We start from the raw sequence: 25,322 nt of genomic DNA on the forward strand, positions 1-25,322 counted from the left end.
TCCTTATTGCAGCGGTGAAAAATCAGTAGGGCGCAGAAGAACCGACTCCAGGCGCTCAACGGCGGCCAGTTCGCGGTTCTTGCGTGAAAACGTCAGCCAGCGTTCGTCCTGCGCCATGCGCGCCCGACGCACCAGGCGATCGTCCAGGCTTTCATAGGCCCAGATATGCACCACTTGATTAACCACCCCAATTTCAGTAAAGAAAAAGCCGATGAGTTTGCCGAGATGTTCGGTTTGTACGGCGTAAGCATCGCTTTTATATAACGCCAGCCAGTCGGCCATTTTCAGCGGATTAATGGTGTAGGTACGTTTTTCATAGATCATAATTTTCTCCTGTTGAGAGTGCGTGTTGTTGCGCCATATGGCTGGCTGAGAGATAGCCGAAGGTGAGCGCCGGGCCGAGAGTAATGCCTGGACCGGGATAGGTGCCTGCCATAATCGAATCCATATCGTTACCGACGGCATAGAGCCCTTTAATGGGGCGCCCCTGCTGGTTAATGACCTGAGCATTGGCGGTAGTGACCAGGCCGCGCGAGGTGCCGAGATCGCCGGTATAGAGGGTAATGGCGTAAAACGGCGGGCTGGTCAGCGGAGCGTTACAGGCGTTTGGCCGATGGCCGGGATCGCCCATCGCGCGGTTATAGCTGTTGCCGCCTTTGGCGAACTCCGGGTCGTGGCCCTGGGCGGCATCGCGGTTATAGCGTGCCACCGTTTCTGCCAACGTCTGCGGGTCCAGCCCGAGCTGTTGCGCCAGTTCCGCCAGCGTTTCGGCCTGGTGCAGATAGCCCGCCTTCACCAGCGCGTCGTTATTCACCGGAGCAGGGCGCGCAAGGCCCAGGCCATAGCGCTTCATGGCCAGAGCATCACAAATCAGGAAGCAGGGGGCGTTTTCTGCCCGGCTTTGCATGGCGCTGGCGAAATGGTGATAAGAATTTGATTCATTCACGAAGCGAACCGCTCGCTGGTTAACGGCAATGACGCCGGGTTTCGCGCGGTCGGTGACCAGGTGAGGGAAGCGCTCTTGCGTGCCGTCGGGACGCCGTAAAACCGAGACCGGCGCCCAGAAAAAGTTAGACGGCAGATCGGCGCCTTCGCGGGCATTGACCGCGGCGGCAAGGCGCAGCGCGGCGCCGTCGTTGGCGGCGGGCGACATGGTGTAGTGCTCGCGAGTAGCAGGGCGATAGCGTTCAGCCAGTTTGCCTGCGGCAAAACCTCCCGCCGCCAGCACCACGCCGCAGCGGGCTTCGAGGAGCTGTGGCTGCCCATCGTTCTCGATTTCCACGCCGGTTATTTCGCCATTGCGTTCGCTTAGCGAAAGCACATTCACGTTGAGCCTGAGCTGCATTCCTTTGCGAAAGGCGAGCGTCGCCATGCGCGCTATCAGCGCGTTACCCATCGCCAGCCGTGTTCCTCGAGGGTATTTGAGCCGATCGCGGCCGTAGCGCAGCAGCAGCTTGCCGCAGTGGGTGATAGAGCGCAGGGAGCGGCGCAGATCGAGAAAGTGCTGGATATCGACCCGATTAACCATCATTCCGCCAAATAGCAGCATCCCCGGCGGAGGAGAACGGAGATCGCGGAAATATTCGCCTAGCTTGCGCCCGTCAAACTCCACCACCTCCAGCGCCCGGCCGACGTCGACGGCACCGGGTTCATCCGGGTAATAATCCGGAGAAAGCGGACGCAGGCTATATTTCACCGCCCCCTCTTTTTCAAGAAACGCCAGCGCCTCGCGTCCCGAAGAGATAAAAGCTTCGATCAGATCCTGACGATAGTTGGGCTCGCCGATGATGGTCCGCAGATAGGTTTTGATTGCCTGCTGACTATCGTCTGTAGTCATTGTTCGCGCCTGATCGCTATCGTGGATCCATACCGCGCCGCCGGAAATGGCGGACGTGCCGCCAAACTGCGGGGCTTTTTCCAGCATCAGCACCGACAGTCCTTTACAGCAGGCGGTCACCGCCGCGGCAAAGCCTGCTGCGCCGCTGCCGATAACGATGACATCCCAGCTTTTCATGCTGCCGCTCCTTGTTCCTGCGGAATGGCGCCAATGAACTGCCCCATGAGTTTCATCTGCGCCAGCGCCATCTCCGGCCCGGTCTGGATAGTGCAGCCGCGATCGCGGGCGAAGGCCAGAAGCGGGGTGACGATCGGCGCGGTTACCACGTCAGCGACATGCGTTGCTGCGGGAAGGGTTTCCAGCAGCGCCTGCGGCAGCGGTAAAGAAGCGAAACCGGTCATTCCCGCTGGAGAGCCATTCACCACTAAATCCAGACCAGTAAGGGTAGTGGGCAGGTCGCGGAGCTGAACGTGGGGAAAATGGGCTGCCAGTCGGTTATGCAGTTGCTGAAGGGTAGCGGGATTCTGGTCATGCAGGGCCAGCTGAAGGATGCCCGCTTCGCATAATCCCCAGGCAATTGCGCTGCCGACGCCGCCGCAGCCGGAGAGAAGCGCTTTTTTACCCGCGGCATTAAATCCATGCGCCTCTGCGGCAAGCTGGAAGCCGACGCCATCCAGCATATCGCCTTGCAAACGGCCATCGGCCAGCTTACGGATGACATTGACGGCATTCAGGTGTCGGGCTCGCAGCGTTAACTCATCAACCAGGGCAGCGGCACGCTGTTTATGCGGAACGGTAACCAGCACGCCGCTCATGTTGTGCCAGCCGCGTAGCGTATTGAGATAATCAGCAACGGCTTGCGGAGCGATATCCACCGGGATCATGATGCTATCCATCTGTCGTTCGGCGAAGTAGCGGTTGAAGTTCTCCGGCGATTTAACCTGGGTAATCGGGTGGCCGATAACGGCGACGACCTGAGTGAATCCACTGACCATTTCCAACCTCATTTTGTTAAATGAATGTTGTGAAAGTATTTCAGCGGAAGCTGAGAGCGACAACGCAGAATTCGGCCATACTGGTTGTTAATCGCACCACCACTGCGATAATCGCGCTAAACTGATCATATTGTTGCGAAAGTGTGAACAGCTATGCAAAACCAGATTCATTCCCGCGATCTAATCGTCGGCCTGCAAAAGGGGTTGGCGCTGATCCAGCTATTTTCGAAAGAGTTTCCACGTCTCACGGTGCCGCAGGCGGCGAAAATGAGCGGTCTGACGCCTAGCGCCGCACGCCGTTTTTTCCTCACGCTGCTGCATGAGCGCTATCTGCAGACCGACGGACGTCACTACTGGCTGACGCCCAAAGCGTTAAGGCTGGGGCAGGCGTATGTGGATTCGGCGCAGTTTCCGCGGATGGTGCGACCGATCGTGGAGTACATCGCCAGCCGAACGGAAGAGCATGCTTCGGTAGGTGTGATTGATGACGATGAGCTGGTTTATATCGCCCGCAGCAAGCATACGCCGTTTAACTCGACTTCAGTGCGTCTGGGAGAAAGGGTGCCGATTTACTGTACCGCCGGAGGGCGGCTCTGGCTGGCTTCGCTGGCGGAAGATGAATGTGAAACCGTTTTGCAGCGGATCCGCCGCGAACAGCGCACGCCCTATACGGTAACGGACGTAGCGGCTTTAATGGAAAAGATCGCTCAGGTGCGTCGGCAGGGCTATGCCGCGATTGAGCAGGAGTTTGAAATTGGCATGCTGGTGCTGGCGGTGCCGCTGTCCGACAGGGAAGGGCTCTACTGGGGGGCGCTGAGCTTAACCAGCCATCAGTCGAGAACCTCGCTGGAGGCGCTGTGTCGCGATCATCTGGATTTACTCTATAGCGCCCAGGCGATGCTGGTGGGCTAACCCGCGTCGCAGCGCGGAGTAGAAATGGGCAGGCTGATAGCCTGCCCGCATAATTACGCTTTCGCGACGTCGATAAAGCTGTTCCAGTCGGAACCTGCGTTGTTAACGAAGGTTGACCAGCTGTTAGAGGCCGTATTAACGAAGCCATTCCAGTTATCCAGACCTGCGGAGACAAAAGCGTTCCAGTCCACTTGACCGCTGAGGAATTTGCCAAACTGTACCGTGCTATCGATCACGAAGTTAGCGAAGGCTGCGCCGGAGGTCGCGACAAAAGAGCTGAAACCAACTCCCGAGTTGACCACGAAATTGGTAAAGCTCGTGGCAGCATCGACGAGGTTGAAACCACCGGAAACGCATTCCATTTCGCAAATATTTAATTCTTTCATTTTTTATTCCCTTATTGGACATATTGTAAATTGCGAGCTACTTGCTCGAGCGAAAGGCTAACACCATGGGAAAGAGAGAAACCAGATGCCAGGCTGAGGGATATGCTTATTTTTCTATCAATTTTTAATGAATCTAATACATATGATGTACATCATTCACCTGTTAGAAAATGAAGCGAATGGCCAGTTTCTTTAAATAATGTGAATTAGAAGGAAGGGTAGATAAAAAAAACAGCCCCCGATCTTACGAACGGAGGCTGTAGAACGATAGCTGACCTGCGAGTTATCTCGCCATTGCCAGCAGGCTATGTGAATCCGGCACCATAAAGTCAACGGACATCATCACCGACAGCGCGGTAATGGCGACAATCGAAAAGACGAACAGCTTACGCGCCCAGACTTTATCATCCGCCACTTTATAGCCGCGCAGCGCCATACCGAGCCACCAGACGCTCACGGCCGCAGCGACAACCAGATATTTATATCCGGCGTAGCCGCCCAGAGAGAGCATCAGCGTAGCCACGGTGAAGGCGATGATGTAAACGGTAATATGATTTTTGGCGACTGAAATGCCTTTCACCACCGGCAGAACCGGAATATTCGCTGCCTGATAATCCTTAAAGCGGAAGATCGCGATAGCGTAGGAGTGGGGCATCTGCCACAGGCTGAAAATCGCCAGCAGAATCGCGGCACCGCTGTCAAAATCACCGGTAACCGCGCAGTAGCCAATCACCGGCGGCGCAGCGCCGGAGAGAGAACCAATCAACGTGCCGTAGACGGAGTGGCGCTTCATGTACAGGCTGTAAACGCCGACATAAACCACGAACCCCATCACCCCCAGCCAGCAGGCCAGGGGATTAGCGCCAAACCACAGGAGCATGAAGCCAGCAATACCCAGCACGGTGGCGTATACCAGCGAAGCTTCTGGCGAGATCAGCCCTTTGACCAGCACCCGGTTTTTCGTCCGTTCCATCTTACGATCGATATCACGGTCGATATAGTTGTTGAAAACACAACCCGAGGCGACCACCAGGGATACTCCGAGGAGCGTCCAGAGAAATAGCGGATAGTCGATGTGGCCTTTGGAGGCCAGCAGGAAACCGCCAATCACGGAGATCAGGTTGCCAAAAATGATGCCTGGTTTCGTTACTTGCAGGTATTGCTTAAACATACTCGCCGCTCTTAGTGCATCATCATGTTGTAGTTCAGGTTCCACATAATCCAGATGGAGCCAACGACTACGATAGCAATGATGATTACGGTGAAGATAAATGCGGTCAGGTTCCAACCTTCGTCCGATTTACTGTTCATATGCAGGAAGTACACGAGGTGTACCACAATCTGCACAACTGCAGTAACCAGGATGGTTCCCAGAATTGCCGCATGCGATGCGGAGCCACTCATCACCATTGCAAACGGGATAACCGTCAGAATGATCGACAGAATAAATCCTGTCATGTAGCTCTTCACGCTGCCGTGAGAAGCGCCGCTATGATCGGTAGAATGACTCATTACATCGCCCCCATCAGATAAACAACAGAGAACACGCAGATCCACACGACGTCCAGGAAGTGCCAGAACAGGCTCAGGCACATAATACGGGTGCGGTTAGTGCTGGTCAGCCCACGACGGGAAACCTGAACCATCAGCACCGCCATCCAGATCAGACCTGAAGTCACGTGCAGACCGTGGGTGCCGACCAGCGCGAAGAACGCTGACAGGAAGCCGCTGCGATCCGGACCCATACCTTCAACAATCAGATGATGGAATTCATAGAGCTCCATCGCGATGAATCCTGCCCCGAAGAGGAAGGTCAGCGCGAGCCAGGAAACGACCTGGCTCTTGTTGTTTTTGTACATGGCGATAGCCGCCATGCCGTAGGTGATGGAGCTGAACAGCAGCAGCGCGGTTTCAACCAGAACGAACGGCAGTTCAAAAATATCTTTACCGGTCGGACCGCCCGCCGTGCCGTTCACCAGAACGGCATAGGTAGCGAACAGAGTGGCGAAGATAATGCAGTCGCTCATCAGGTAGATCCAGAAACCGAATACCTTCATCGGTCCTGTATCATGGTGCCCGTGTTCGTGCGCGTGGGCGTTATGCGCAAGAGTATCAGTTGCCATTTTTCAGCCCTGCTTTGTTAATCTCATCGAAATGCTGATTTTCCAGTTTTTCGACTACTGCAACCGGCACGTAGTAATCCACGTCCTCGTCAAAGCTCTTAATGATCCAGGTCGCCAGGATGCCGACGAAGCTTGCAATCGCCAGCCACCAGATATGCCAGATCATTGCGAAACCAAACAACGTTGCGAAAGCTGCAATGACAATGCCCGCGCCGCTGTTTTTCGGCATATGAATCTCTTCATAGCCAGCCGGTTTCTTATACGCTTCGCCTTTTTCTTTCATTTCCCAGAACGCGTCACGCTCGTGAACGACAGGAACAATAGCGAAGTTGTAGAACGGCGGAGGAGAAGAGGTTGCCCACTCCAGCGTACGGCCGCCCCATGGGTCACCGGTGAGGTCGCGGTTCTGCTCGCGATCGCGGATAGACACGTAGAACTGAATCAGCTGGCAGAGGATACCGCAGGCGATCAGCGCCGCACCGCAGGCTGCAACAACCAGCATCGGATGGAACTGCGGGTCAATCTGCTGGCTCAGGCGACGGGTCATACCCATGAAACCCAGCACGTACAGCGGCATAAACGCCACGAAGAAACCGATGATCCAGAACCAGAAAGCGCGTTTGCCCCAGGTTTCGTTCAGCGTGAAGCCAAAGGCCTTCGGCCACCAGTAGGTCAGACCTGCGAAACAACCGAACACCACGCCACCGATGATGACGTTATGGAAGTGCGCGATCAGGAACAGGCTGTTGTGCAGCACGAAGTCTGCGCCCGGTACCGCCAGCAGAACGCCGGTCATACCGCCTACGGAGAAGGTAACGATAAAGCCAATCGTCCACAGCATTGCTGAGTTGAAGACGATGCGGCCCTGGTACATGGTGAACAGCCAGTTGAAGATCTTAACCCCGGTCGGGATAGCGATGATCATGGTCGTAATACCGAAGAAGGCGTTTACGTTCGCGCCCGCACCCATAGTAAAGAAGTGGTGCAGCCAAACGATGAACGACAGAACGGTAATACATACTGTTGCCCATACCAGCGAGGTGTAGCCAAACAGACGCTTACGCGAGAAGGTTGCGGCGATTTCGGAGAAGACCCCGAATACCGGCAGAACCAGAATGTACACTTCCGGGTGACCCCAGGCCCAAATCAGGTTGATGTACATCATCATGTTGCCACCCATATCGTTGGTAAAGAAATGGGTGCCCAGGTAGCGGTCCAGGGTCAGCAGCGCGACGGTGACGGTCAGAATTGGGAAAGAGGCAATAATCAGGATGTTGGCGCACAGAGATGCCCAGCTAAATACCGGCATCTTGAACATGGTCATGCCAGGGGCACGCATCTTGATAATCGTAACAAAGAAGTTAATACCAGTTAACGTTGTACCAATACCGGATAGCTGGAGAGCCCAGATCCAGTAATCGACCCCGACGCCTGGACTGTACTCGATTCCCGATAGCGGCGGATAGGCCAGCCAACCGGTCTGCGCGAATTCACCGACGCCCAGAGAAAGGTTAACCAGAATCACGCCCACAACGGTGAACCAGAAGCTCAGGTTGTTAAGGAATGGGAAGGCAACGTCGCGCGCACCGAGCTGAAGCGGAACCACCAGGTTCATCAGACCGATAACAAACGGCATCGCTACGAAGAAGATCATGATAACGCCGTGGGCGGTAAAGATCTGATCGTAGTGATGAGGCGGCAGGAAGCCTGCTTCCCCGGCCGAGGCCAGCACCTGCTGGCTACGCATCATAACGGCGTCAGCAAAGCCACGCAGCAACATGACGATTGCTACGATAACGTACATGATACCGAGACGTTTGTGGTCAACCGAAGTCAGCCACTCGTTCCAAAGGTAGGACCACTTACCGAAGTAAGTGATGGCAGCCAGAAGCGCCAGCCCCCCAATGATAATTGCAGCCACCGTAACCACAATAATGGGTTCATGGTAGGGCACTGCATCCAGTGTAAGTTTTCCGAACATCGTTTTCTTCCTCGGCCCCTTAGTGAGCGGTTTCCGCGTGGCTCATGTCCATGCCTTCCATTCCTTCGTGCGCTGCATGCTCGCCCTCGGGTTGGGTCATATCCATGCTCTTACCGTGAGACATAAATTTGTTCACCACATCTTTAAACAAATCAGGTTTCACGTTAGAGAAGTATTCCACTTTGTTGTATTCGCTAGGCGCAGCCAGTTTGTCGAACGTTTCCATGGAGTCCATAGCGTTCGCAGACTGTTTGGCTTTCGCTACCCACTGATCGAAGGTTGCACGATCCGGCGTGGCGATAGCTTTGAACTTCATTCCTGAGAAGCCCGGGCCGCTATAGCTGGCGGAGATACCGTCGTAAGTACCAGGTTCGTTCGCGATGAGGTGCAGCTGAGTCTGCATCCCGGCCATTGCGTAAATCTGGCTACCTAAACGTGGGATAAAGAACGAGTTCATCACGGAGTTGGAGGTCACTTTGAAGTGTACCGGTACGTTCGCCGGGAAGGCGATTTCGTTGACGGTAGCAATGCCTTGTTCCGGATAGATGAAGAACCATTTCCAGTCCATCGAAACGACTTCGATGGTGATAGGTTTTTCATCGTGAGCAAGCGGTTTGCTCGGCTCTAATGCGTGAGTTGTTTTCCAGGTCAGAACGGCCAGGAACAGGATGATCAGAATAGGAACCGTCCAGACCACAGCTTCAACTTTGTTGGAGTGTGACCAGTTCGGGCTATACTTCGCATCTTTATTGCTCGCACGATACTTCCAGGCAAATCCTACTGCCATCAAGACGGCTGGAATAACGACGATCATCATCAGGCCAAAGGCCGTCAGAATCAGAGAGCGTTGCTCCAGTCCAATCTGTCCTTTTGGGTCGAGGAGTGCAGAATCACAACCACTGAGTAATACAGTGCCTGCGATTAATGACATCCATCCCAAACTTTTATTGTATTTCCTAAGTCTCATTGAACGACCTCAATTCCACGGAATCTGGTGGCGCTTAAAGTGTACGGGCATTTTACGGGAAGGTTGCATTACTGTAAACATAGTTGGAGCTGTGTCTGTTCTATGTTAGCGGCTTCTGCTTGCCTTGTCACATATGTTACGGAGTGTGACATTATAGCTTGCAAACCTTGATTTACGCGGGATTGATAACGAAAGGGATAAGAATGAAAGGGTTTATAAGAGAATGAGCATAACCACCCGCAAAACAACACAAATAATTAACAATTAATTATCAAATTAAAGACATCATAAAAGCCGAAAATAAAACCAGCTGAGCTGAATCGGTTAAATTATTTATAGATTCGCATAAAAATTGTCAATAATTTCCAGAAATCTAAAACGCACAAAACAACAAATCAGGTACATTGAATATAAAATCGTTAATAAGACGTTATAATTACGTTTAGTAATTACAACGTCCATTTACGTTCTTGCGCTGATTTAAATCAACTCGGTTTTGCGCAATGCGAGGTAGTCAAGGAACGCGCCGAGCAAAATACCCGCAACGGCGGTAAGAACGGCAACCTCAAGCAGGCCCGCGAGGAAGGAAAAGGTGGTGTAATCCAGCGCGTTGAGGACCAGCAGCAGTAGCCATATCGCCAGCATCAGGCAGCCAATCGCCAGAATAACTAATGCCAGCCCGTATGCCTGAGGAAAAAGCGTGCGCGGCATAAAGCTCTCCGAACGTTGAGTATGTTCAAGCGTACGGCGACAAATTAACAGCAGCAAAATCCCCGGAACCGCAGCAACAACGGAAAAGAGATAGAAAGCAGGCCATCCGTGAGCTTCGACAAACCAGCCGGCGATAGGCCCCACATATACGCGCCCAACAGCGGAGAGCGCTGAGAGCAAAGCGAACTGGGTGGCTGAAAATGACTTATTGCACAGCGTCATCAGCAGCGCAACGAATGCCGCTGTGCCCATTCCGCCGCACAGGTTTTCGAAAAACACCGCCGTCGCCATGGAGAAAAGGTGTTTATCGGTAATTGAGAGCAGCCAATACCCGGCGTTGGATACCCCCTGCAGCAGGCCGAAAATCAGCAGCGCGCGGAAAAGCGTCAGGCGCTGCATAAGCACGCCGCCATAAAGCGCACCGACAATCGTGGCGAACAGGCCGAGCGTTTTATTGACCATGCCCACTTCGCCCGCATCAAAACCGACGCCGCGAATCAGGAAGGTGGTGGTCAGACTCATGGCAAACGCGTCGCCAAGCTTATAAAGGACGATAAGCAAGAGAATAAGCCAGGCATTATTGCGGCCGAAGAAGTCGCGCAGCGGTGCGGCGACGGCCTGCTCCAGCGTCTTCGGCACCGGAATGACGTCGCTGGGTTCCGGGGCCAGCAGAGTAGCAATAATGCAGGGGATTAGCAGTGCGGCCATCAGCCAGTACATTCCCTGCCATCCCAGCCAGCGATCGGCCAGCCATAGCGCCAGCCCGCCGGAAACCAGCATCCCCAGACGATAGCCCAGCACGCTGATTGCCGCCCCGGTGCCTCGCTCTTCAGCGGCCAGCACGTCGGTCTTCCACGCGTCAAACACGATATCCTGCGAGGCGGAGCAAAAGGCGATAACGACCGCCAGCGCCGCCATCCAGCGTAGTTGCGTGGAAGGTTCAAGGAATCCCATCGCCGCAATGGCAATAAGTAGCAGGATCTGGGTCGCCAGCAGCCAGCCGCGTCGACGACCAAGAAACGGCGGCGTATAGCGGTCCATTACCGGCGACCAGAGGAATTTAAAGACGTAGGCCTGCCCGACGAGCGAGAAAAAACCGATGGTTTTGAGATCGATGTTTTCAACGGTCATCCACGCCTGTAGCGTGCCGGAGGTCAGGGCTAGCGGTAATCCAGAGGCGAAACCGAGAATCAGCAGGATAGCTGATTTTGGCTGCGTGAAAATGCGTAAATAATGATTGGACATAGCATATCGTGCAGACCCGACGCGAGGCCGGGTCTGCAACTCAAATTAACGCGCGTTTTGCTTGATGAAATCGTGAATGCTGGTGTCCTGCGCCATGTCGGAGATGGTGTCGGTCATGACGCTATTAACCGCATCGGCAATATTTTTGTTCGAGGCCTGGAAGGCGCCTTCAACAGAGTAGCTGGCACGGTAGTTTTTCGTCATCTTATTGCCGTTGGCGGCGGTCGCGATAATCGCAATATCCGCTTTGGTCGCAATGTTGTAGCGTACGTTGCCTTGAGAAACGTCGGCGTACAGTTTGTTGACGATGATTTGCAGGTCAACCGCGCCGTTTGGACCAATCATGTAGCCACGCGAGGTCATCTGCTTCTCGAGCACTTCCTGCAGCAAGAAACGCAGGTCGCGGGAGGCGGTTAGCGTAACCTGCTGATTATCACGGGTGACTTTCGCCAGCGCCTGATCCGGACGCTGATCGGCGCCGTTAATGCTGACGGTCACGCCCATCAGGCTCGGATCCTGCTGCGGCAGCGTGATTTTCGGCGATACCTCAATAGTGGTCGGCGGAGTGGCGCATCCGGCCAGCATAAACAGCGCGACCAAAGGAAAGAGAATTTTCTTAAACATGTTCAGGGTCTCAACGCATGGTGGAGTGGTAATGAGGAAAATTCCCGCCATCATAACATCGCCAACGGCAAGGGGAAGTGGCAACGCATGTAAATTCATCGTCTTGTGCGTTTTCTGGCCTTGCCATATCGGTTATCGCCATCCGGACGGGGCTTCAGCGAGACAGAATCAGTAAACCTGATACTTTTGCCGCAAAATATCAGAGGAATGCTAATTTTTTGTTGTTTTCGCCCAATGGAAGCGGTAAAAGCGGCTAACATTTAAAGGGAATGGCGGCAATACAGCGTTGTCGGAGGAGAAAATTCATGATGATACGTGAACAGATCGAAGCAAAACTTAGGGCAGCGTTCGACCCGGTGTATCTTGAAGTCGTGGATGAAAGCTATCGCCACAACGTTCCTGCGGGCTCTGAAAGTCATTTTAAAGTGGTGTTGGTAAGCGATCGCTTCCTTGGCGAGCGTTTTCTTAATCGTCACCGTATGATTTACGGAACGTTGACTGAGGAACTATCAAGCACCGTGCACGCTCTGGCGTTGCATACCTACACAATCAAAGAGTGGGAAGGGCTACAGGATACCGTCTTTGCTTCTCCTCCTTGTCGCGGAGCTGGAAGTATCGCGTAGAAATCACATTTGCAACCGCTGGAGCTTTTCCAGTATGTTGCGTGGAGATTTATGAGAAAACGGCCTGCGGGCCGTTTTGTTTTGCCTGAAAATTGTGCGATGCGCGCATTTTGGCAGGCAAATTTGCTCGGGAAATGTGAAAAAAGCCGCAGCAGTGGGCGACAACCGTTCTCGACTCACAAAAGTGATGCCGCTATAATGCCGCGTCTTTTATTATGAATGTCTTCGGGATGATTCTGACGACAGGGAATGTGTTTCTGATTTGAAGAGGGCATCCCGGTTCTGCGAAGCAACCAGTTCGCGCTTCCAGAGTTGACCGAGCACTGTGATTTTTTTGAGGTAACAAGATGCAAGTTTCAGTTGAAACCACTCAGGGCCTTGGGCGCCGTGTAACGATTACTATCGCCGCTGACAGCATCGAGAATGCTGTCAAAAGCGAGCTGGTCAACGTAGCGAAAAAAGTTCGCATTGACGGCTTCCGTAAAGGCAAAGTGCCGATGAATGTTGTTGCTCAGCGTTATGGCGCATCTGTTCGCCAGGACGTGCTGGGTGATCTGATGAGCCGCAACTTCGTTGACGCGATCATCAAAGAAAAAATTAATCCGGCCGGCGCGCCGAACTATGTTCCGGGCGAATACAAGCTGGGTGAAGATTTCACCTACGCGGTAGAGTTCGAAGTTTATCCGGAAGTTGAGCTGCAGGGTCTGGAAGCGATCGAAGTTGAAAAACCGGTTGTTGAAGTGACCGACGCCGATGTTGATACCATGCTGGATACTCTGCGCAAGCAGCAGGCTAACTGGAAAGAAAAAGACGGCGCAGTTGATGCTGAAGACCGCGTTACCGTTGACTTCACTGGTTCCGTTGACGGCGAAGAGTTCGAAGGCGGCAAAGCCTCTGACTTCGTCCTGGCGATGGGCCAGGGCCGCATGATCCCGGGTTTTGAAGAGGGTATCAAAGGCCACAAAGCTGGCGAAGAGTTCACCATCGACGTGACCTTCCCGGAAGAGTACCACGCTGAAAACCTGAAAGGTAAAGCGGCGAAGTTCGTTATCAACCTGAAAAAAGTTGAAGAACGTGAACTGCCAGAACTGACTGAAGAGTTCATCAAACGTTTTGGCGTTGAAGATGGTTCCGTAGCCGGTCTGCGCGCTGAAGTGCGTAAAAACATGGAGCGCGAGCTGAAAGGCGCCGTGCGTAATCGCGTTAAGTCTCAGGCTATCGAAGGCCTGGTAAAAGCTAACGATATCGACGTACCGGCTGCACTGATCGACAGCGAAATCGACGTTCTGCGTCGTCAGGCTGCTCAGCGTTTTGGCGGTAACGAGAAACAGGCTCTGGAACTGCCGCGTGAGCTGTTCGAAGAGCAGGCTAAACGCCGCGTTGTTGTTGGTCTGCTGCTGGGCGAAGTGATTCGTACCAACGAGCTGAAAGCTGACGAAGATCGCGTAAAAGGTCTGATCGAAGAGATGGCTTCCGCTTACGAAGATCCGAAAGAAGTGGTCGAGTTCTACAGCAAGAACAAAGAGCTGATGGACAACATGCGCAACGTTGCGCTGGAAGAGCAGGCCGTTGAAGCCGTGCTGGCGAAAGCTAAAGTGTCTGAAAAAGCCACTTCCTTCAGCGAACTGATGAACCAGCAGGCGTAATTTCGCCTCCAGGTTTAAGGTTTGAGTAAAAACCCGTTGCCGAAAGGCTGCGGGTTTTTTTATTGCAATGATAGCCTTAGGATGAGTGCGAAAAGGCGATTTCAGTGATAGCGTTACGGCAAAAGATTGTTATGCTTGAATTATGGCGACGTCATCCCCATAACCGGGAGACGTAACTGCATTGGCATAATCATGCGCCGTAATGAAGCGTGCATCTATGCACTTCTGCCCGACAGCAGAAATTCTGGCTGATAATCCGTCCGTAAGGTTACAATCAGTGCAGCGGTTTTTTTCAAATTAATCCAGGAGACGGAAATGTCATACAGTGGCGAACGAGACAACTTTGCACCCCATATGGCCCTGGTGCCGATGGTCATTGAACAGACCTCACGCGGCGAACGTTCATTTGATATTTACTCCCGTCTGCTCAAGGAGCGCGTCATTTTTCTGACCGGCCAGGTAGAAGATCACATGGCTAACCTGATCGTGGCGCAGATGCTGTTTCTGGAAGCGGAAAACCCGGAAAAAGATATCTATCTGTACATTAACTCTCCGGGCGGCGTGATTACCGCCGGGATGTCTATCTATGACACCATGCAGTTCATTAAACCAGACGTGAGCACCATTTGTATGGGCCAGGCGGCCTCTATGGGCGCATTCCTGCTCACCGCCGGGGCGAAAGGCAAGCGTTTCTGCCTGCCGAACTCACGCGTGATGATTCACCAGCCGCTGGGCGGCTACCAGGGCCAGGCGACGGATATCGAAATCCACGCCCGCGAAATCCTGAAGGTGAAAGGTCGCATGAATGAACTGATGGCACATCATACGGGTCAATCTCTTGAGCAGATCGAGCGTGACACCGAGCGCGATCGCTTCCTGTCTGCCTCAGAAGCAGTGGAATACGGCCTCGTCGACTCCATTTTGACTCATCGTAATTGATGCCCCTGGCGCAAGGGTGCCGCTATACTTGGTTGTAAGAGGGCGGCACAACGCTTCATAGCGGTTTGCGCCTGAGAATGGCATTTGCGTCGTCGTGTGCGGCACAAAGAACTTAATAAGAGGTTTGGACTCATGACAGATAAACGCAAAGATGGTTCGGGCAAACTGTTGTACTGCTCTTTTTGCGGCAAAAGCCAGCATGAAGTGCGTAAGCTAATCGCCGGGCCATCCGTGTATATCTGCGACGAATGCGTTGATTTATGTAACGACATCATTCGCGAAGAAATTAAAGAAGTCGCGCCGCATCGCGAGCGCAGCGCGCTGCCGACTCCGCACGAAATTCGCCACCATCTGGACGATTACGTTATCGGCCAGGAGCCGGCGAAAAAAGTGCTGGCGGTGGCGGTATACAATCACTACAAACGTCTGCGCAATGGCGACACCAGCAACGGCGTAGAGTTGGGTAAAAGCAACATTCTGCTGATCGGACCGACCGGTTCCGGTAAAACGCTGCTGGCGGAAACGCTGGCGCGCCTGCTGGATGTGCCTTTCACCATGGCGGATGCCACCACTCTGACCGAAGCCGGTTACGTGGGTGAAGACGTTGAAAACATCATCCAGAAGCTGCTGCAGAAGTGCGACTACGACGTACAGAAAGCCCAGCGCGGTATCGTCTACATTGATGAAATCGACAAAATTTCCCGTAAATCGGATAACCCGTCGATCACCCGCGATGTCTCCGGCGAAGGCGTGCAGCAAGCGCTGTTGAAGCTTATTGAAGGCACCGTTGCCGCGGTTCCGCCGCAGGGCGGGCGTAAGCATCCGCAGCAGGAGTTCCTGCAGGTTGATACCTCTAAGATCCTGTTCATCTGCGGCGGCGCCTTTGCAGGACTGGATAAGGTCATTTCTCACCGTGTTGAAACCGGTTCTGGTATCGGTTTCGGCGCGACGGTTAAGGCTAAATCCGACAAGGCCAGCGAAGGCGAGCTGTTGTCTCAGGTTGAACCGGAAGATCTGATTAAGTTTGGTCTGATTCCTGAGTTCATCGGGCGTCTGCCGGTGGTGGCGACCCTGAGCGAGCTGAGCGAAGAAGCGCTGATTCAGATCCTCAAAGAGCCGAAAAACGCCCTGACCAAGCAGTATCAGGCGCTGTTCAGCCTCGAAGGCGCTGAGCTGGAGTTCCGCGACGAAGCGCTGGATGCTATCGCTAAGAAAGCGATGGCGCGTAAAACCGGCGCTCGCGGCCTGCGTTCTATCGTTGAAGCTGCGCTGCTCGATACCATGTACGATCTTCCGTCAATGGAAGATGTGGAAAAAGTGGTCATCGACGCCTCGGTTATCGATGGTCAGAGCAAGCCGCTGCTGATTTACGGCAAACCGGAAGCGCAGCAGGCATCTGGTGAATAATTAACCAATTTGCTCAAGCAGTTAACAAAAAGGGGGGATTTTATCTCCCCTTTTATTTTTCCTGCATTCCCGCCGTTGAATGTATGGAATACATCCCCATATACTGGTTTACATATTAACGGCGACGCGTCGTTGAGTTGCGTCGTCGGCTACCTGGCGGACTTTAAACTAAGAGAGAGCTCTATGAATCCTGAGCGTTCTGAACGCATTGAAATCCCCGTATTGCCGTTGCGCGATGTGGTGGTTTATCCGCACATGGTCATACCCCTGTTTGTAGGGCGGGAAAAATCTATCCGTTGTCTCGAAGCAGCCATGGATCATGATAAAAAAATCATGCTGGTTGCGCAGAAAGAAGCCTCGACGGATGAGCCGGGTGTAAACGATCTTTTCACCGTCGGGACCGTGGCGTCTATTTTGCAAATGCTGAAGCTACCGGACGGTACTGTCAAAGTGCTGGTCGAAGGTTTGCAGCGCGCGCGCATCTCTGCGCTATCTGATAACGGCGAGCATTTTTCGGCGAAAGCTGAATATCTCGAATCGCCGGCGATTGACGAACGCGAGCAGGAAGTGCTGGTTCGTACCGCTATCAGCCAGTTTGAAGGCTACATCAAGCTGAACAAGAAAATCCCACCGGAAGTGCTGACGTCGCTGAATAGCATCGACGATCCGGCGCGCCTTGCGGATACCATCGCAGCCCATATGCCGCTGAAGCTGGCGGACAAACAGTCCGTGCTGGAGATGTCCGACGTTAACGAACGTCTGGAATATCTGATGGCGATGATGGAGTCAGAAATCGATCTGCTGCAGGTTGAGAAGCGCATTCGCAACCGCGTGAAAAAGCAGATGGAGAAATCTCAGCGCGAGTACTACCTGAATGAGCAAATGAAAGCCATTCAAAAAGAGCTCGGCGAGATGGACGACGCCCCTGACGAGAACGAAGCGCTGAAGCGTAAGATCGACGCGGCGAAAATGCCGAAAGAGGCAAAAGAGAAAACCGAAGCGGAACTGCAAAAACTGAAAATGATGTCCCCGATGTCGGCGGAAGCAACCGTCGTTCGCGGCTACATTGACTGGATGGTGCAGGTACCATGGAACGCCCGCAGCAAGGTTAAAAAAGACCTGCGTCAGGCTCAGGAGATCCTCGACACCGATCACTACGGTCTGGAGCGCGTGAAGGATCGCATCCTTGAGTACCTCGCGGTGCAGAGCCGTGTTAACAAGCTCAAAGGGCCAATCCTGTGCCTGGTTGGGCCTCCGGGGGTTGGTAAAACCTCGCTGGGTCAATCTATCGCCAAAGCAACCGGACGTAAGTACGTGCGTATGGCGCTGGGCGGCGTGCGTGACGAAGCGGAAATCCGCGGTCACCGCCGTACCTACATTGGCTCAATGCCGGGCAAACTGATCCAGAAAATGGCCAAAGTGGGCGTTAAAAACCCGCTGTTCTTACTGGATGAGATCGACAAAATGTCTTCGGACATGCGGGGCGATCCGGCATCGGCGCTGCTGGAGGTGTTGGATCCGGAACAGAACGTGGCTTTCAACGACCACTATCTGGAAGTGGATTACGATCTCAGCGACGTGATGTTCGTCGCGACCTCTAACTCCATGAATATTCCGGCGCCGCTGCTGGATCGTATGGAAGTGATTCGCCTCTCCGGCTACACCGAAGATGAGAAGCTGAACATCGCCAAACGCCATTTGCTGTCAAAACAGATAGAGCGTAATGCGCTCAAAAAAGGCGAGCTGACGGTTGATGACAGCGCGATTATCGGCATTATCCGTTACTACACTCGTGAAGCGGGCGTGCGTGGTCTGGAGCGCGAAATCTCGAAACTGTGTCGTAAAGCGGTCAAACAGCTGTTGCTGGATAAGTCGCTGAAGCATATTGAGATTAACGGCGACAACCTGCATGACTTCCTGGGCGTGCAGCGCTACGACTATGGCCGTGCGGATAGTGAAAATCGCGTGGGTCAGGTGACTGGCCTGGCGTGGACGGAAGTGGGCGGCGATCTGCTGACCATTGAAACCGCCTGCGTTCCGGGTAAAGGCAAGCTGACCTATACCGGTTCACTGGGTGAGGTTATGCAGGAATCTATCCAGGCTGCGCTGACCGTGGTGCGTTCGCGTGCGGATAAGCTGGGTATTAACTCAGACTTTTATGAAAAACGCGATATCCACGTGCACGTACCGGAAGGCGCAACGCCGAAAGATGGCCCAAGCGCCGGTATTGCGATGTGTACCGCACTGGTTTCCTGCCTGACGGGTAATCCGGTGCGCGCCGATGTGGCGATGACCGGGGAAATCACCCTCCGCGGTCAGGTGTTGCCAATCGGTGGTCTGAAGGAAAAACTGTTGGCTGCACACCGTGGCGGCATTAAGACTGTTCTGATTCCTGATGAAAATAAACGTGACCTTGAAGAAATTCCAGATAACGTTATCGCCGATTTAGATATCCATCCGGTGAAACGAATCGAGGAAGTTCTGGCACTTGCACTGCAGAACGAGCCGTTTGGTATGGAAGTCGTCACGGCAAAATAGTGATTTCGCGCAAATAGCGCTAAGAAAAATAGGGCTGGTAAGTAAATTCGTACTTGCCAGCCTTTTTTTGTGTAGCTAACTTAGATCGCTGGCAGGGGGGTCAATTACAACTCTGTTGTAAGGGCATGACAGTCCTGATATAACTGCTGCGCGGTCGCGCCACGAAGGATTCTGGTGCGATATAAATTATAAAGAGAGGAAGAGAACAGTGAATAAATCTCAACTGATTGACAAAATTGCTGCCGGTGCGGACATTTCTAAAGCCGCAGCTGGACGTGCGTTAGATGCTTTAATCGCTTCTGTTACTGAATCTCTGCAGGCTGGGGATGACGTTGCGCTGGTAGGGTTTGGTACTTTTGCTGTTAAAGAGCGCGCTGCCCGTACCGGTCGCAATCCGCAAACAGGCAAAGAAATCACCATCGCTGCTGCTAAAGTACCGGGTTTCCGTGCAGGTAAAGCGCTGAAAGACGCGGTAAACTGATCGACTTCCCCACTGGGGTCTGTGACGAAGTACAAGGGCGCATCGCAAGATGTGCCTTTTTTATTTGCCAGAATGAGACTTAATGTGACTTTATACGCACTTGTGGGCTGACAATCACCCCGTTTTCTTGTCAAAATACGTCCTCACGCGCGGCGGCCATCACATGCTATGCTGCGCGAGCAAAAGTCATCTACAGCGGAGCGTTGTTACACCATGATGGACAACCTACGCACGGCCGCCAACAGCGTCGTGCTCAAGATTATTTTCGGTATCATTATCGTCTCGTTCATTTTGACCGGGGTGAGTGGTTACCTGATTGGCGGTGGAAACAACTATGCCGCAAAAGTTAATGACCAGGAGATTGGTCGCGCACAGTTTGAAAATGCCGTTGCCAGCGAGCGTAACCGCATGCAGCAGCAGCTTGGCGATCAGTTTTCTGAACTGGCGGCCAATGAAAATTACATGAAGACCATGCGTCAGCAGGTGTTGAACCGTCTGATTGACGAGGCGCTGCTCGATCAGTACGCCCGTGAACTGGGCCTTAATATCAGCGACGACCAGGTCAAGCAGGCTATCTTCAAGACCCAGGCTTTCCAGGCGGATGGCAAATTTGATAACGAGCGCTTCAGCCGTATCGTTAATCAAATGGGGATGACGACGGACCAGTACGCTCAGGCATTACGTAATCAGCTGACGACTCAGCAACTGATTAACGCCGTTGCCGGTACCGATTTTATGCTGCCGGGCGAATCCGACCAGCTGGCGGCGCTGGTGTCGCAACAGCGCGTCGTCCGTGAAGCGACGATTGACGTAAACGCGCTGGCGGCGAAGCAAACCGCCACCGACGATGAAATCAACGCGTTTTACCAGCAGAACCAGGCGCGTTTTATGGCGCCTGAGCAGTTCCGCGTCAGCTTCATCAAGATGGATGCTGCGAGCATGCAGGAAAACGTCTCTGACCAGGAAATTCAGTCATGGTACGACCAGCATCAGGATCAGTTCACTCAGCCGCAGCGTAATCGCTACAGCATCATCCAGACCAAAACCGAAGCGGATGCTCAGGCGGTGCTTGATGAGCTGAAAAAAGGCGCTGATTTCGCCGCGCTGGCCAAAGAAAAATCAACCGATATTATCTCTGCCCGCAACGGTGGTGATATGGGCTGGCTGGAAGACGCGGCTACCGTGCCGGAGCTGAAAGAGGCCGGTCTAAAAGAAAAAGGCCAGCTTTCAGGCGTAATTAAATCTTCCGTCGGTTTCCTGGTGGCGCGTCTGGATGACGTTCAGCCCGCTCAGGTAAAACCGCTGGCTGACGTTCGCGATGATATCGCGGCTAAAGTGAAGCAGGAGAAAGCTCTGGATGCTTACTATGCGCTGCAGCAAAAAGTCAGCGACGCGGCGAGCAACGATAACGAATCCCTGGCTGGCGCGGCTCAGGTTGCCGGTCTGAAAGTGGTTGAAACCGGCTGGTTTGGTCGCGATAACCTGCCGCAGGAGCTGAATTTCAAACCGGTTTCTGACGCTATCTTCAACGGCGGTCTGGTTGGCGAAAACGGTACGCCGGGCAGCAACTCCGATATCATCACCGTCGACGGCGATCGCGCGTTTGTTCTGCGCATCAGCGAGCATAAACCGGAAGCGGTCAAACCGCTGGCGGAGGTGAAAGCGCAGGTGAGCGATATTGTTAAGCACAACAAAGCGGAGCAGCAGGCGAAGCTGGATGCCGATAAGCTGCTGACGGCCCTGAAAGAGGGTAAAGGCGATGAAGCGATGAAAGCGGCGGGCCTGAGCTTCGGAGCGCCGCAGACGCTGTCGCGTACCGGTCAGGAAGCGTTGATCCAGTCTGTCTTTGCGCTACCGCTGCCGCAGGCGGGTAAGCCCAGCTACGGCGTGGGCACGGACATGCAGGGTAATGTAGTACTGCTGGCGCTGGATGAAGTGAAAGCGGGTACGATGCCGGAAGAGCAGAAAAAGGCGATGATTCAGGGCATCACCCAGAATAACGCACAGATCGCCTTCGAAGCGCTGATGAGTAACCTGCGTAAAGCGGCGAAAATTAAGCTCGGCGACATTATCGATCAGCAACAATAATTACGTGCTGCTTCGCAAAAGCAAGTAACGTGATGCAATTATCAAAGGCCGCTTTCGCGGCCTTTTCCATTTCTGCATTTTGCCTTTTGTACTCTTTTTCCCTCATCGCTATCGTGACCTTGCTGTCTACAAACAAGGAGATAACAGCATGAAACGAGGATTGAAAACGCTTCTTACCGTCGCCGTACTGGTTTGCGCAGCGGGAAGTCAGGGCGCTTTTGCCGCGCCTTCCAGCGGGAAGACGTCGCCGGCAACAAAGGAGAGCGTGCAGACGCCGCAGGCAAAGGCACCTGATGCGTTGAACGCGCCCGATAGCGAAGGTACCAGGGTGAGTATCAATAACGCCAGCGCCGAAGAACTGGCGAAGGGGCTGAACGGCGTTGGCCTGAAGAAGGCGCAGGCTATTGTCAGCTATCGTGAAGAATATGGGCCATTTAAAACCGTTGACGATCTTAAGCAGGTGCCGGGGATGGGCAATTCGCTGGTAGAGAGAAATCTGTCACATTTGAAGCTGTAAATTTTCTTCACAAGTTTGCACAGTCGTTATTATTTGCCAGACTGAAGAGGTCACACCAGTGGTGTGACCTCTGACCTCAAAACAACAATTAAAGATAAGGCATTTGCGCTATGCAGACACAAATCAAAGTTCGCGGCTATCATCTCGACGTCTATCAGCATGTCAATAACGCGCGGTATCTGGAGTTTCTCGAAGAGGCGCGCTGGGATGGCCTGGAAAGCAGCCCGGCCTTTCACTGGATGACCGCTCGCAACATCGCCTTTGTGGTGGTGAATATAAACATCAACTATCGTCGGCCCGCGGTGTTAGGCGACGTTCTCACCGTTACCAGTAAGCTGGAAAAGCTGAACGGAAAAAGCGGGACCTTAAGCCAGGTGGTTACCCTTAACCCTAACGGCGAGGTGGTCGCCGATGCGCTTATCACTTTTGTCTGCATTGATCTAAAAACGCAGAAAGCGCTGCCGCTTGAGGGCGAACTGCGCGAAAAGCTGGAGCAACTGGAGCCTTCCCGGTAGGCAACTGTAGGAGTCTGTCCCGGAGGCGGTGCTGCGCACCTGTCCGGGCTACTTCTCCACAACCACCTGCGATCTGGTAACGCGGGCTACGCGTCCTCAGCAGCCTGCGATCCGGTAGCCCGGGCAGGCGCATCGCGCCGCCCCCGGGAGCAAGCGCACAGAAAGGGGTAGAACTATCCCCGAAGGCGCTGCTGCGTATCAGACCAGGCTATGCATCGTGAGCCGCCTGCGATCCCGCCACGCCGCCGGGAAATAACCGGCTACTGCAGTCCTGTTTTCTGCTTCATGTCAGTCATCACCCCAACCTTATCGCCCAGATACTGGCGCAGCCCGTTGGCGCGGAGGTTACAGGAGGCGCACTGCCCGCAGCCGTCGCCTTTAATGCCGTTATAGCAAGTCAGGGTTTCATGGCGTACCAGGTCCAGCTGGCCCCAATAATCGGCCAGGGCCCACGTCTCGGCTTTATTCAGCCACATCAGCGGCGTCTCAAAGCGAATATCTTTCGCCATTCCCAGACTGACGGCCTGGTGCAGCGCTTTGACGAACTCATCGCGGCAGTCCGGGTAGCCCGAAAAGTCGGTCTCGCAAACGCCGGTGATGATAGCTTCCGCTTTAACCTGATACGCGTAAATGGCCGTCAGGGTTAAGAACAGAATGTTGCGACCGGGCACGAAAGTGTTGGGGATGCCGCTGGCGTCCGGTTCATAATCCGGAACCGGAATGCTATCGCGGGTCAGGCTGCTGACCGCCAGTTCGTTAAGCAGCGTGACATCAAGGACTTTGTGGGCAACGGCGCCCAGCTTTAGCGCCAGTTCGCGAGCAACGTCAATCTCCGCGCGATGACGTTGGCCATAATCAAAAGTGACGCAATGCACTTCATCATACTGTTGCAGAGCCTGCACCAGGCAGGTCGTCGAATCTTGTCCTCCACTGAAGACAACTACGGCGCGTTTCATGGTAATTCCTGACAATCGAAGTGAAGCGCATATGGTAGCGCCTGATGAAGATGACCACCAGCCCCGTCACGGCGTCGAAGCCGGTAGCCAGGCGCTGGCGAAATCAAACCAGCCTCGCGCGTTCAGGCGCAGCCCGTTGACGCCAGGCGGTGCGCTGATGCGATAATTATAATTAAACAGCGGCGTCATGATGGCATCGTCCATCAGTGTGTTAAAGACGTTGCGCAAAGCTTCGCTGCGGCTGCGTTCGTCCGGTAATACCTGAACGGCATCCAGCGTTGCCTGAAGATGCGCATATTGCGCCCCGGTCAACAAATTAGGCCACAGGGCATCGCAGCGTAGCCACTGCTCCAGCGCATAAACCGGCGCTTCGCCAATCAGGCGATCGCCCATCATCAGGTCCGCCTTCGCAAACTGCTGGCAACCATCCCAGTTTTTCGCGTCATGAAAAATTATCGTCAGCTCGCAGCCGAGTTCTGCCAGCCGTTGCCGAAGGCGCTCCGCCATGGCGTGTAGCTCTACGGGAAGGTGATAGAGCAGAGTTAGCCGTTCGGGCAGCGGTGTATCACCATTTTCTGGCCACTGCGGAATAGTCCATCCCGGCAATACTTCGTTGCTCGGCGCGATCAGGTCTTCATCCAGCGGCAGCGTTTCTAACAGACCGGAGCGATGAATCAGCGAAACCAGTCTTTGGGCCTGCGCTTTATTCAGGCGGGGGCTCTGGCGTAGCGTCAGATAGCAAAATCCAAGACTGATGCTATTGCTGACCTGGCGCAGTCTGGTCAGCTCATCAGGGTCGCCAATAGTTATCTGTACCGGATGACGACAGCTGGTGCCCAGATCCTGTTCGAACAGCTGCGGCGTGATCCAGAATTCAACGGCCTGCAGCAGCGGATGGGTGAGATGATAACGCTGATGGTTTTCCAGCCGCACCAGTTCCTGAGTAAACAGCTTCAGGCGAAATGGCCCGCTGCCGATCGCCGGATCGTCCGGATGCGCCAGCACGCTGCAGTAGCTGGCAAGGCGGAACGGCAGCCAGTAATCGGCGCGGTGCAGGGTGATAGTCAGACACTGGGAGTGGGTGACGCTAATCTCGCTGATACTGGCGAACAGCGTACGCATCGCGGGGAGCTGCAACAGCATCAAAAGCCGCTGCTGCAGCTGTGAGGTTTTTATCGGATCGCCGTTATGCCAGAACAGGGTGGAACGAATATAAAAGTGCCAGCGCAGACCGTCAGGCGACACCTCCCAGTGATGGGCTAAATCGCCTATCGGGCAGGTACTTTGCGCATCGAAACGGGTCAGGCCGGAAAATATCTCCCCTGCCAGGTGCTGCTCCGCGCGTCCCGGCATAAAACCCGGGCGCAGCGGCTCCAGCGGACGGTAATAAGGAATACGCAGGGTAGGCGTATCGTTCTGCCATTGGCCGCCGAGAAAGGGGGAAAGCAGCGCTTTAAGCTCTACAGGCGCCAGCTGGGCCAGTTCGAGGGCGTTCTGCTGCTGTCCTTTACTTAGCGCCTGCTCCATCATTTCATTGCGCAGCGTTTCCGGCGCTTTGTAAAACTGGAGTAGCCCGCGCTTTCCGCGACCGGAGCTGGCCTTCCAGCTTAGCCAGCCGGATTCTTGCGCCTGGCGCAGCAGGGTTCGGATATGTCGTTCGCTGCAAAAGCAGCGCTCGGCCAGCTCGCCGACGGTCACCTGCTGCGGCTCGCCGGAAGAGGGTAGCCAGAGTCGCTGATACTGATGCAGACGGTTTAATAGCCTCATCGCTGTTTAGTCCTGCGGTAGATGATAAACCCGGAACAATAAAATTTATCTATTCACTATTACT

Annotated in this window: 23 protein-coding genes; 10 read left to right on the plus strand and 13 right to left on the minus strand. The window is 54.0% G+C overall.

Annotation, left to right across the window (positions count from 1 at the left end; all coding sequences use genetic code 11):
• Positions 1-3: 3 nt before the first annotated feature.
• Genes ABLV75_RS12860 through ABLV75_RS12870 form a run of 3 tightly spaced genes read right to left on the minus strand, consistent with a single transcriptional unit; the run spans position 4 to position 2,832 of the window.
• Positions 4-324: an NIPSNAP family protein gene (locus ABLV75_RS12860; protein ID WP_004099512.1), complete on the minus strand. Its 321-nt coding sequence runs from the start codon at positions 322-324 to the stop codon at positions 4-6.
• Positions 314-2,014 carry an FAD-dependent oxidoreductase gene (locus tag ABLV75_RS12865; protein ID WP_004099514.1) on the minus strand — a complete coding sequence of 567 codons (1,701 nt, stop codon included), beginning with the start codon at positions 2,012-2,014 and terminating at the stop codon, positions 314-316. The genes ABLV75_RS12860 and ABLV75_RS12865 overlap by 11 nt, the downstream gene beginning before the upstream one ends.
• Complete coding sequence (locus ABLV75_RS12870) at positions 2,011-2,832, minus strand: shikimate 5-dehydrogenase (RefSeq protein ID WP_004099516.1); 822 nt, start codon at positions 2,830-2,832, stop codon at positions 2,011-2,013. Before ABLV75_RS12870 ends, ABLV75_RS12865 begins: the two co-directional genes overlap by 4 nt.
• A gap of 153 nt (positions 2,833-2,985) precedes the next feature.
• On the opposite strand from ABLV75_RS12870, the gene ABLV75_RS12875 reads away from it, so the two are divergent.
• Positions 2,986-3,744, plus strand: a complete 759-nt coding sequence (locus ABLV75_RS12875; protein WP_004099518.1) for an IclR family transcriptional regulator C-terminal domain-containing protein — start codon at positions 2,986-2,988, stop codon at positions 3,742-3,744.
• Between the two features lie 53 nt (positions 3,745-3,797).
• On the opposite strand, the gene ABLV75_RS12880 is transcribed toward ABLV75_RS12875, so the two are convergent.
• From ABLV75_RS12880 to ABLV75_RS12915, 8 genes are all read right to left on the minus strand, one after another.
• Positions 3,798-4,130, minus strand: coding sequence for a hypothetical protein (locus tag ABLV75_RS12880; protein ID WP_004099519.1), 333 nt, complete (start codon positions 4,128-4,130; stop codon positions 3,798-3,800).
• Positions 4,131-4,413: 283 nt separating this feature from the next.
• Positions 4,414-5,301, minus strand: a complete 888-nt coding sequence (cyoE, locus tag ABLV75_RS12885; protein ID WP_004099521.1) for a heme o synthase — start codon at positions 5,299-5,301, stop codon at positions 4,414-4,416.
• An 11-nt stretch (positions 5,302-5,312) separates the two neighbouring features.
• Positions 5,313-5,642, minus strand: a complete 330-nt coding sequence (locus ABLV75_RS12890; RefSeq protein ID WP_004099523.1) for a cytochrome o ubiquinol oxidase subunit IV — start codon at positions 5,640-5,642, stop codon at positions 5,313-5,315.
• Entirely contained in the window at positions 5,642-6,253 is a 612-nt protein-coding gene (locus ABLV75_RS12895) for a cytochrome o ubiquinol oxidase subunit III (RefSeq protein ID WP_004099525.1), read from the minus strand. The genes ABLV75_RS12890 and ABLV75_RS12895 overlap by 1 nt, the downstream gene beginning before the upstream one ends.
• Positions 6,243-8,234: a cytochrome o ubiquinol oxidase subunit I gene (gene cyoB, locus ABLV75_RS12900; RefSeq protein WP_004099527.1), complete on the minus strand. Its 1,992-nt coding sequence runs from the start codon at positions 8,232-8,234 to the stop codon at positions 6,243-6,245. The genes ABLV75_RS12895 and cyoB overlap by 11 nt, the downstream gene beginning before the upstream one ends.
• A gap of 19 nt (positions 8,235-8,253) precedes the next feature.
• On the minus strand, positions 8,254-9,201 hold the full coding sequence (gene cyoA / locus ABLV75_RS12905; RefSeq protein WP_004099529.1) for a cytochrome o ubiquinol oxidase subunit II: 948 nt from the start codon (positions 9,199-9,201) through the stop codon (positions 8,254-8,256).
• 480 nt (positions 9,202-9,681) lie between these two features.
• A complete protein-coding gene (ampG, locus tag ABLV75_RS12910; protein WP_004099531.1) occupies positions 9,682-11,157 on the minus strand; it encodes a muropeptide MFS transporter AmpG in 1,476 nt (491 codons plus the stop codon).
• Between the two features lie 45 nt (positions 11,158-11,202).
• Positions 11,203-11,781, minus strand: a complete 579-nt coding sequence (locus ABLV75_RS12915; RefSeq protein WP_004099533.1) for a lipoprotein — start codon at positions 11,779-11,781, stop codon at positions 11,203-11,205.
• 305 nt (positions 11,782-12,086) lie between these two features.
• On the opposite strand from ABLV75_RS12915, the gene bolA reads away from it, so the two are divergent.
• The 9 genes from bolA (at position 12,087) to ABLV75_RS12960 (ending at position 22,535) form a co-directional block, all read left to right on the plus strand.
• The gene (bolA, locus tag ABLV75_RS12920; protein ID WP_004133447.1) at positions 12,087-12,404 is read left to right on the plus strand and encodes a transcriptional regulator BolA; all 318 of its coding nucleotides are present in this window, start codon (positions 12,087-12,089) and stop codon (positions 12,402-12,404) included.
• A 347-nt stretch (positions 12,405-12,751) separates the two neighbouring features.
• Positions 12,752-14,050 (plus strand): trigger factor, encoded by a 1,299-nt coding sequence (tig, locus tag ABLV75_RS12925; RefSeq protein ID WP_004099537.1) that lies wholly within the window; start codon positions 12,752-12,754, stop codon positions 14,048-14,050.
• A 315-nt stretch (positions 14,051-14,365) separates the two neighbouring features.
• Entirely contained in the window at positions 14,366-14,989 is a 624-nt protein-coding gene (clpP, locus tag ABLV75_RS12930; protein WP_003021624.1) for an ATP-dependent Clp endopeptidase proteolytic subunit ClpP, read from the plus strand.
• A gap of 132 nt (positions 14,990-15,121) precedes the next feature.
• A complete protein-coding gene (clpX, locus tag ABLV75_RS12935) occupies positions 15,122-16,396 on the plus strand; it encodes an ATP-dependent protease ATP-binding subunit ClpX (RefSeq protein WP_004099538.1) in 1,275 nt (424 codons plus the stop codon).
• 183 nt (positions 16,397-16,579) lie between these two features.
• On the plus strand, positions 16,580-18,934 hold the full coding sequence (gene lon, locus ABLV75_RS12940) for an endopeptidase La (protein WP_004099539.1): 2,355 nt from the start codon (positions 16,580-16,582) through the stop codon (positions 18,932-18,934).
• 208 nt (positions 18,935-19,142) lie between these two features.
• Entirely contained in the window at positions 19,143-19,415 is a 273-nt protein-coding gene (gene hupB / locus ABLV75_RS12945) for a nucleoid-associated protein HU-beta (protein WP_002444653.1), read from the plus strand.
• A gap of 213 nt (positions 19,416-19,628) precedes the next feature.
• Positions 19,629-21,503, plus strand: coding sequence for a peptidylprolyl isomerase (ppiD, locus tag ABLV75_RS12950; RefSeq protein ID WP_004099553.1), 1,875 nt, complete (start codon positions 19,629-19,631; stop codon positions 21,501-21,503).
• Positions 21,504-21,651: 148 nt separating this feature from the next.
• The gene (locus tag ABLV75_RS12955) at positions 21,652-22,020 is read left to right on the plus strand and encodes a helix-hairpin-helix domain-containing protein (protein WP_004099556.1); all 369 of its coding nucleotides are present in this window, start codon (positions 21,652-21,654) and stop codon (positions 22,018-22,020) included.
• A 110-nt stretch (positions 22,021-22,130) separates the two neighbouring features.
• On the plus strand, positions 22,131-22,535 hold the full coding sequence (locus ABLV75_RS12960; protein WP_004099558.1) for a YbgC/FadM family acyl-CoA thioesterase: 405 nt from the start codon (positions 22,131-22,133) through the stop codon (positions 22,533-22,535).
• Between the two features lie 260 nt (positions 22,536-22,795).
• Here ABLV75_RS12960 and queC read toward each other — a convergent pair whose 3' ends face one another.
• Both queC and ABLV75_RS12970 read right to left on the minus strand, forming a co-directional pair.
• Complete coding sequence (queC, locus tag ABLV75_RS12965) at positions 22,796-23,491, minus strand: 7-cyano-7-deazaguanine synthase QueC (protein ID WP_004099562.1); 696 nt, start codon at positions 23,489-23,491, stop codon at positions 22,796-22,798.
• Positions 23,492-23,557: 66 nt separating this feature from the next.
• Complete coding sequence (locus ABLV75_RS12970; RefSeq protein ID WP_049095964.1) at positions 23,558-25,258, minus strand: SgrR family transcriptional regulator; 1,701 nt, start codon at positions 25,256-25,258, stop codon at positions 23,558-23,560.
• Positions 25,259-25,322: the final 64 nt, after the last annotated feature.

Origin of the sequence: Klebsiella sp. CN_Kp066 (assembly GCF_040065135.1) — a bacterium.
GTDB lineage: Bacteria > Pseudomonadota > Gammaproteobacteria > Enterobacterales > Enterobacteriaceae > Klebsiella > Klebsiella oxytoca.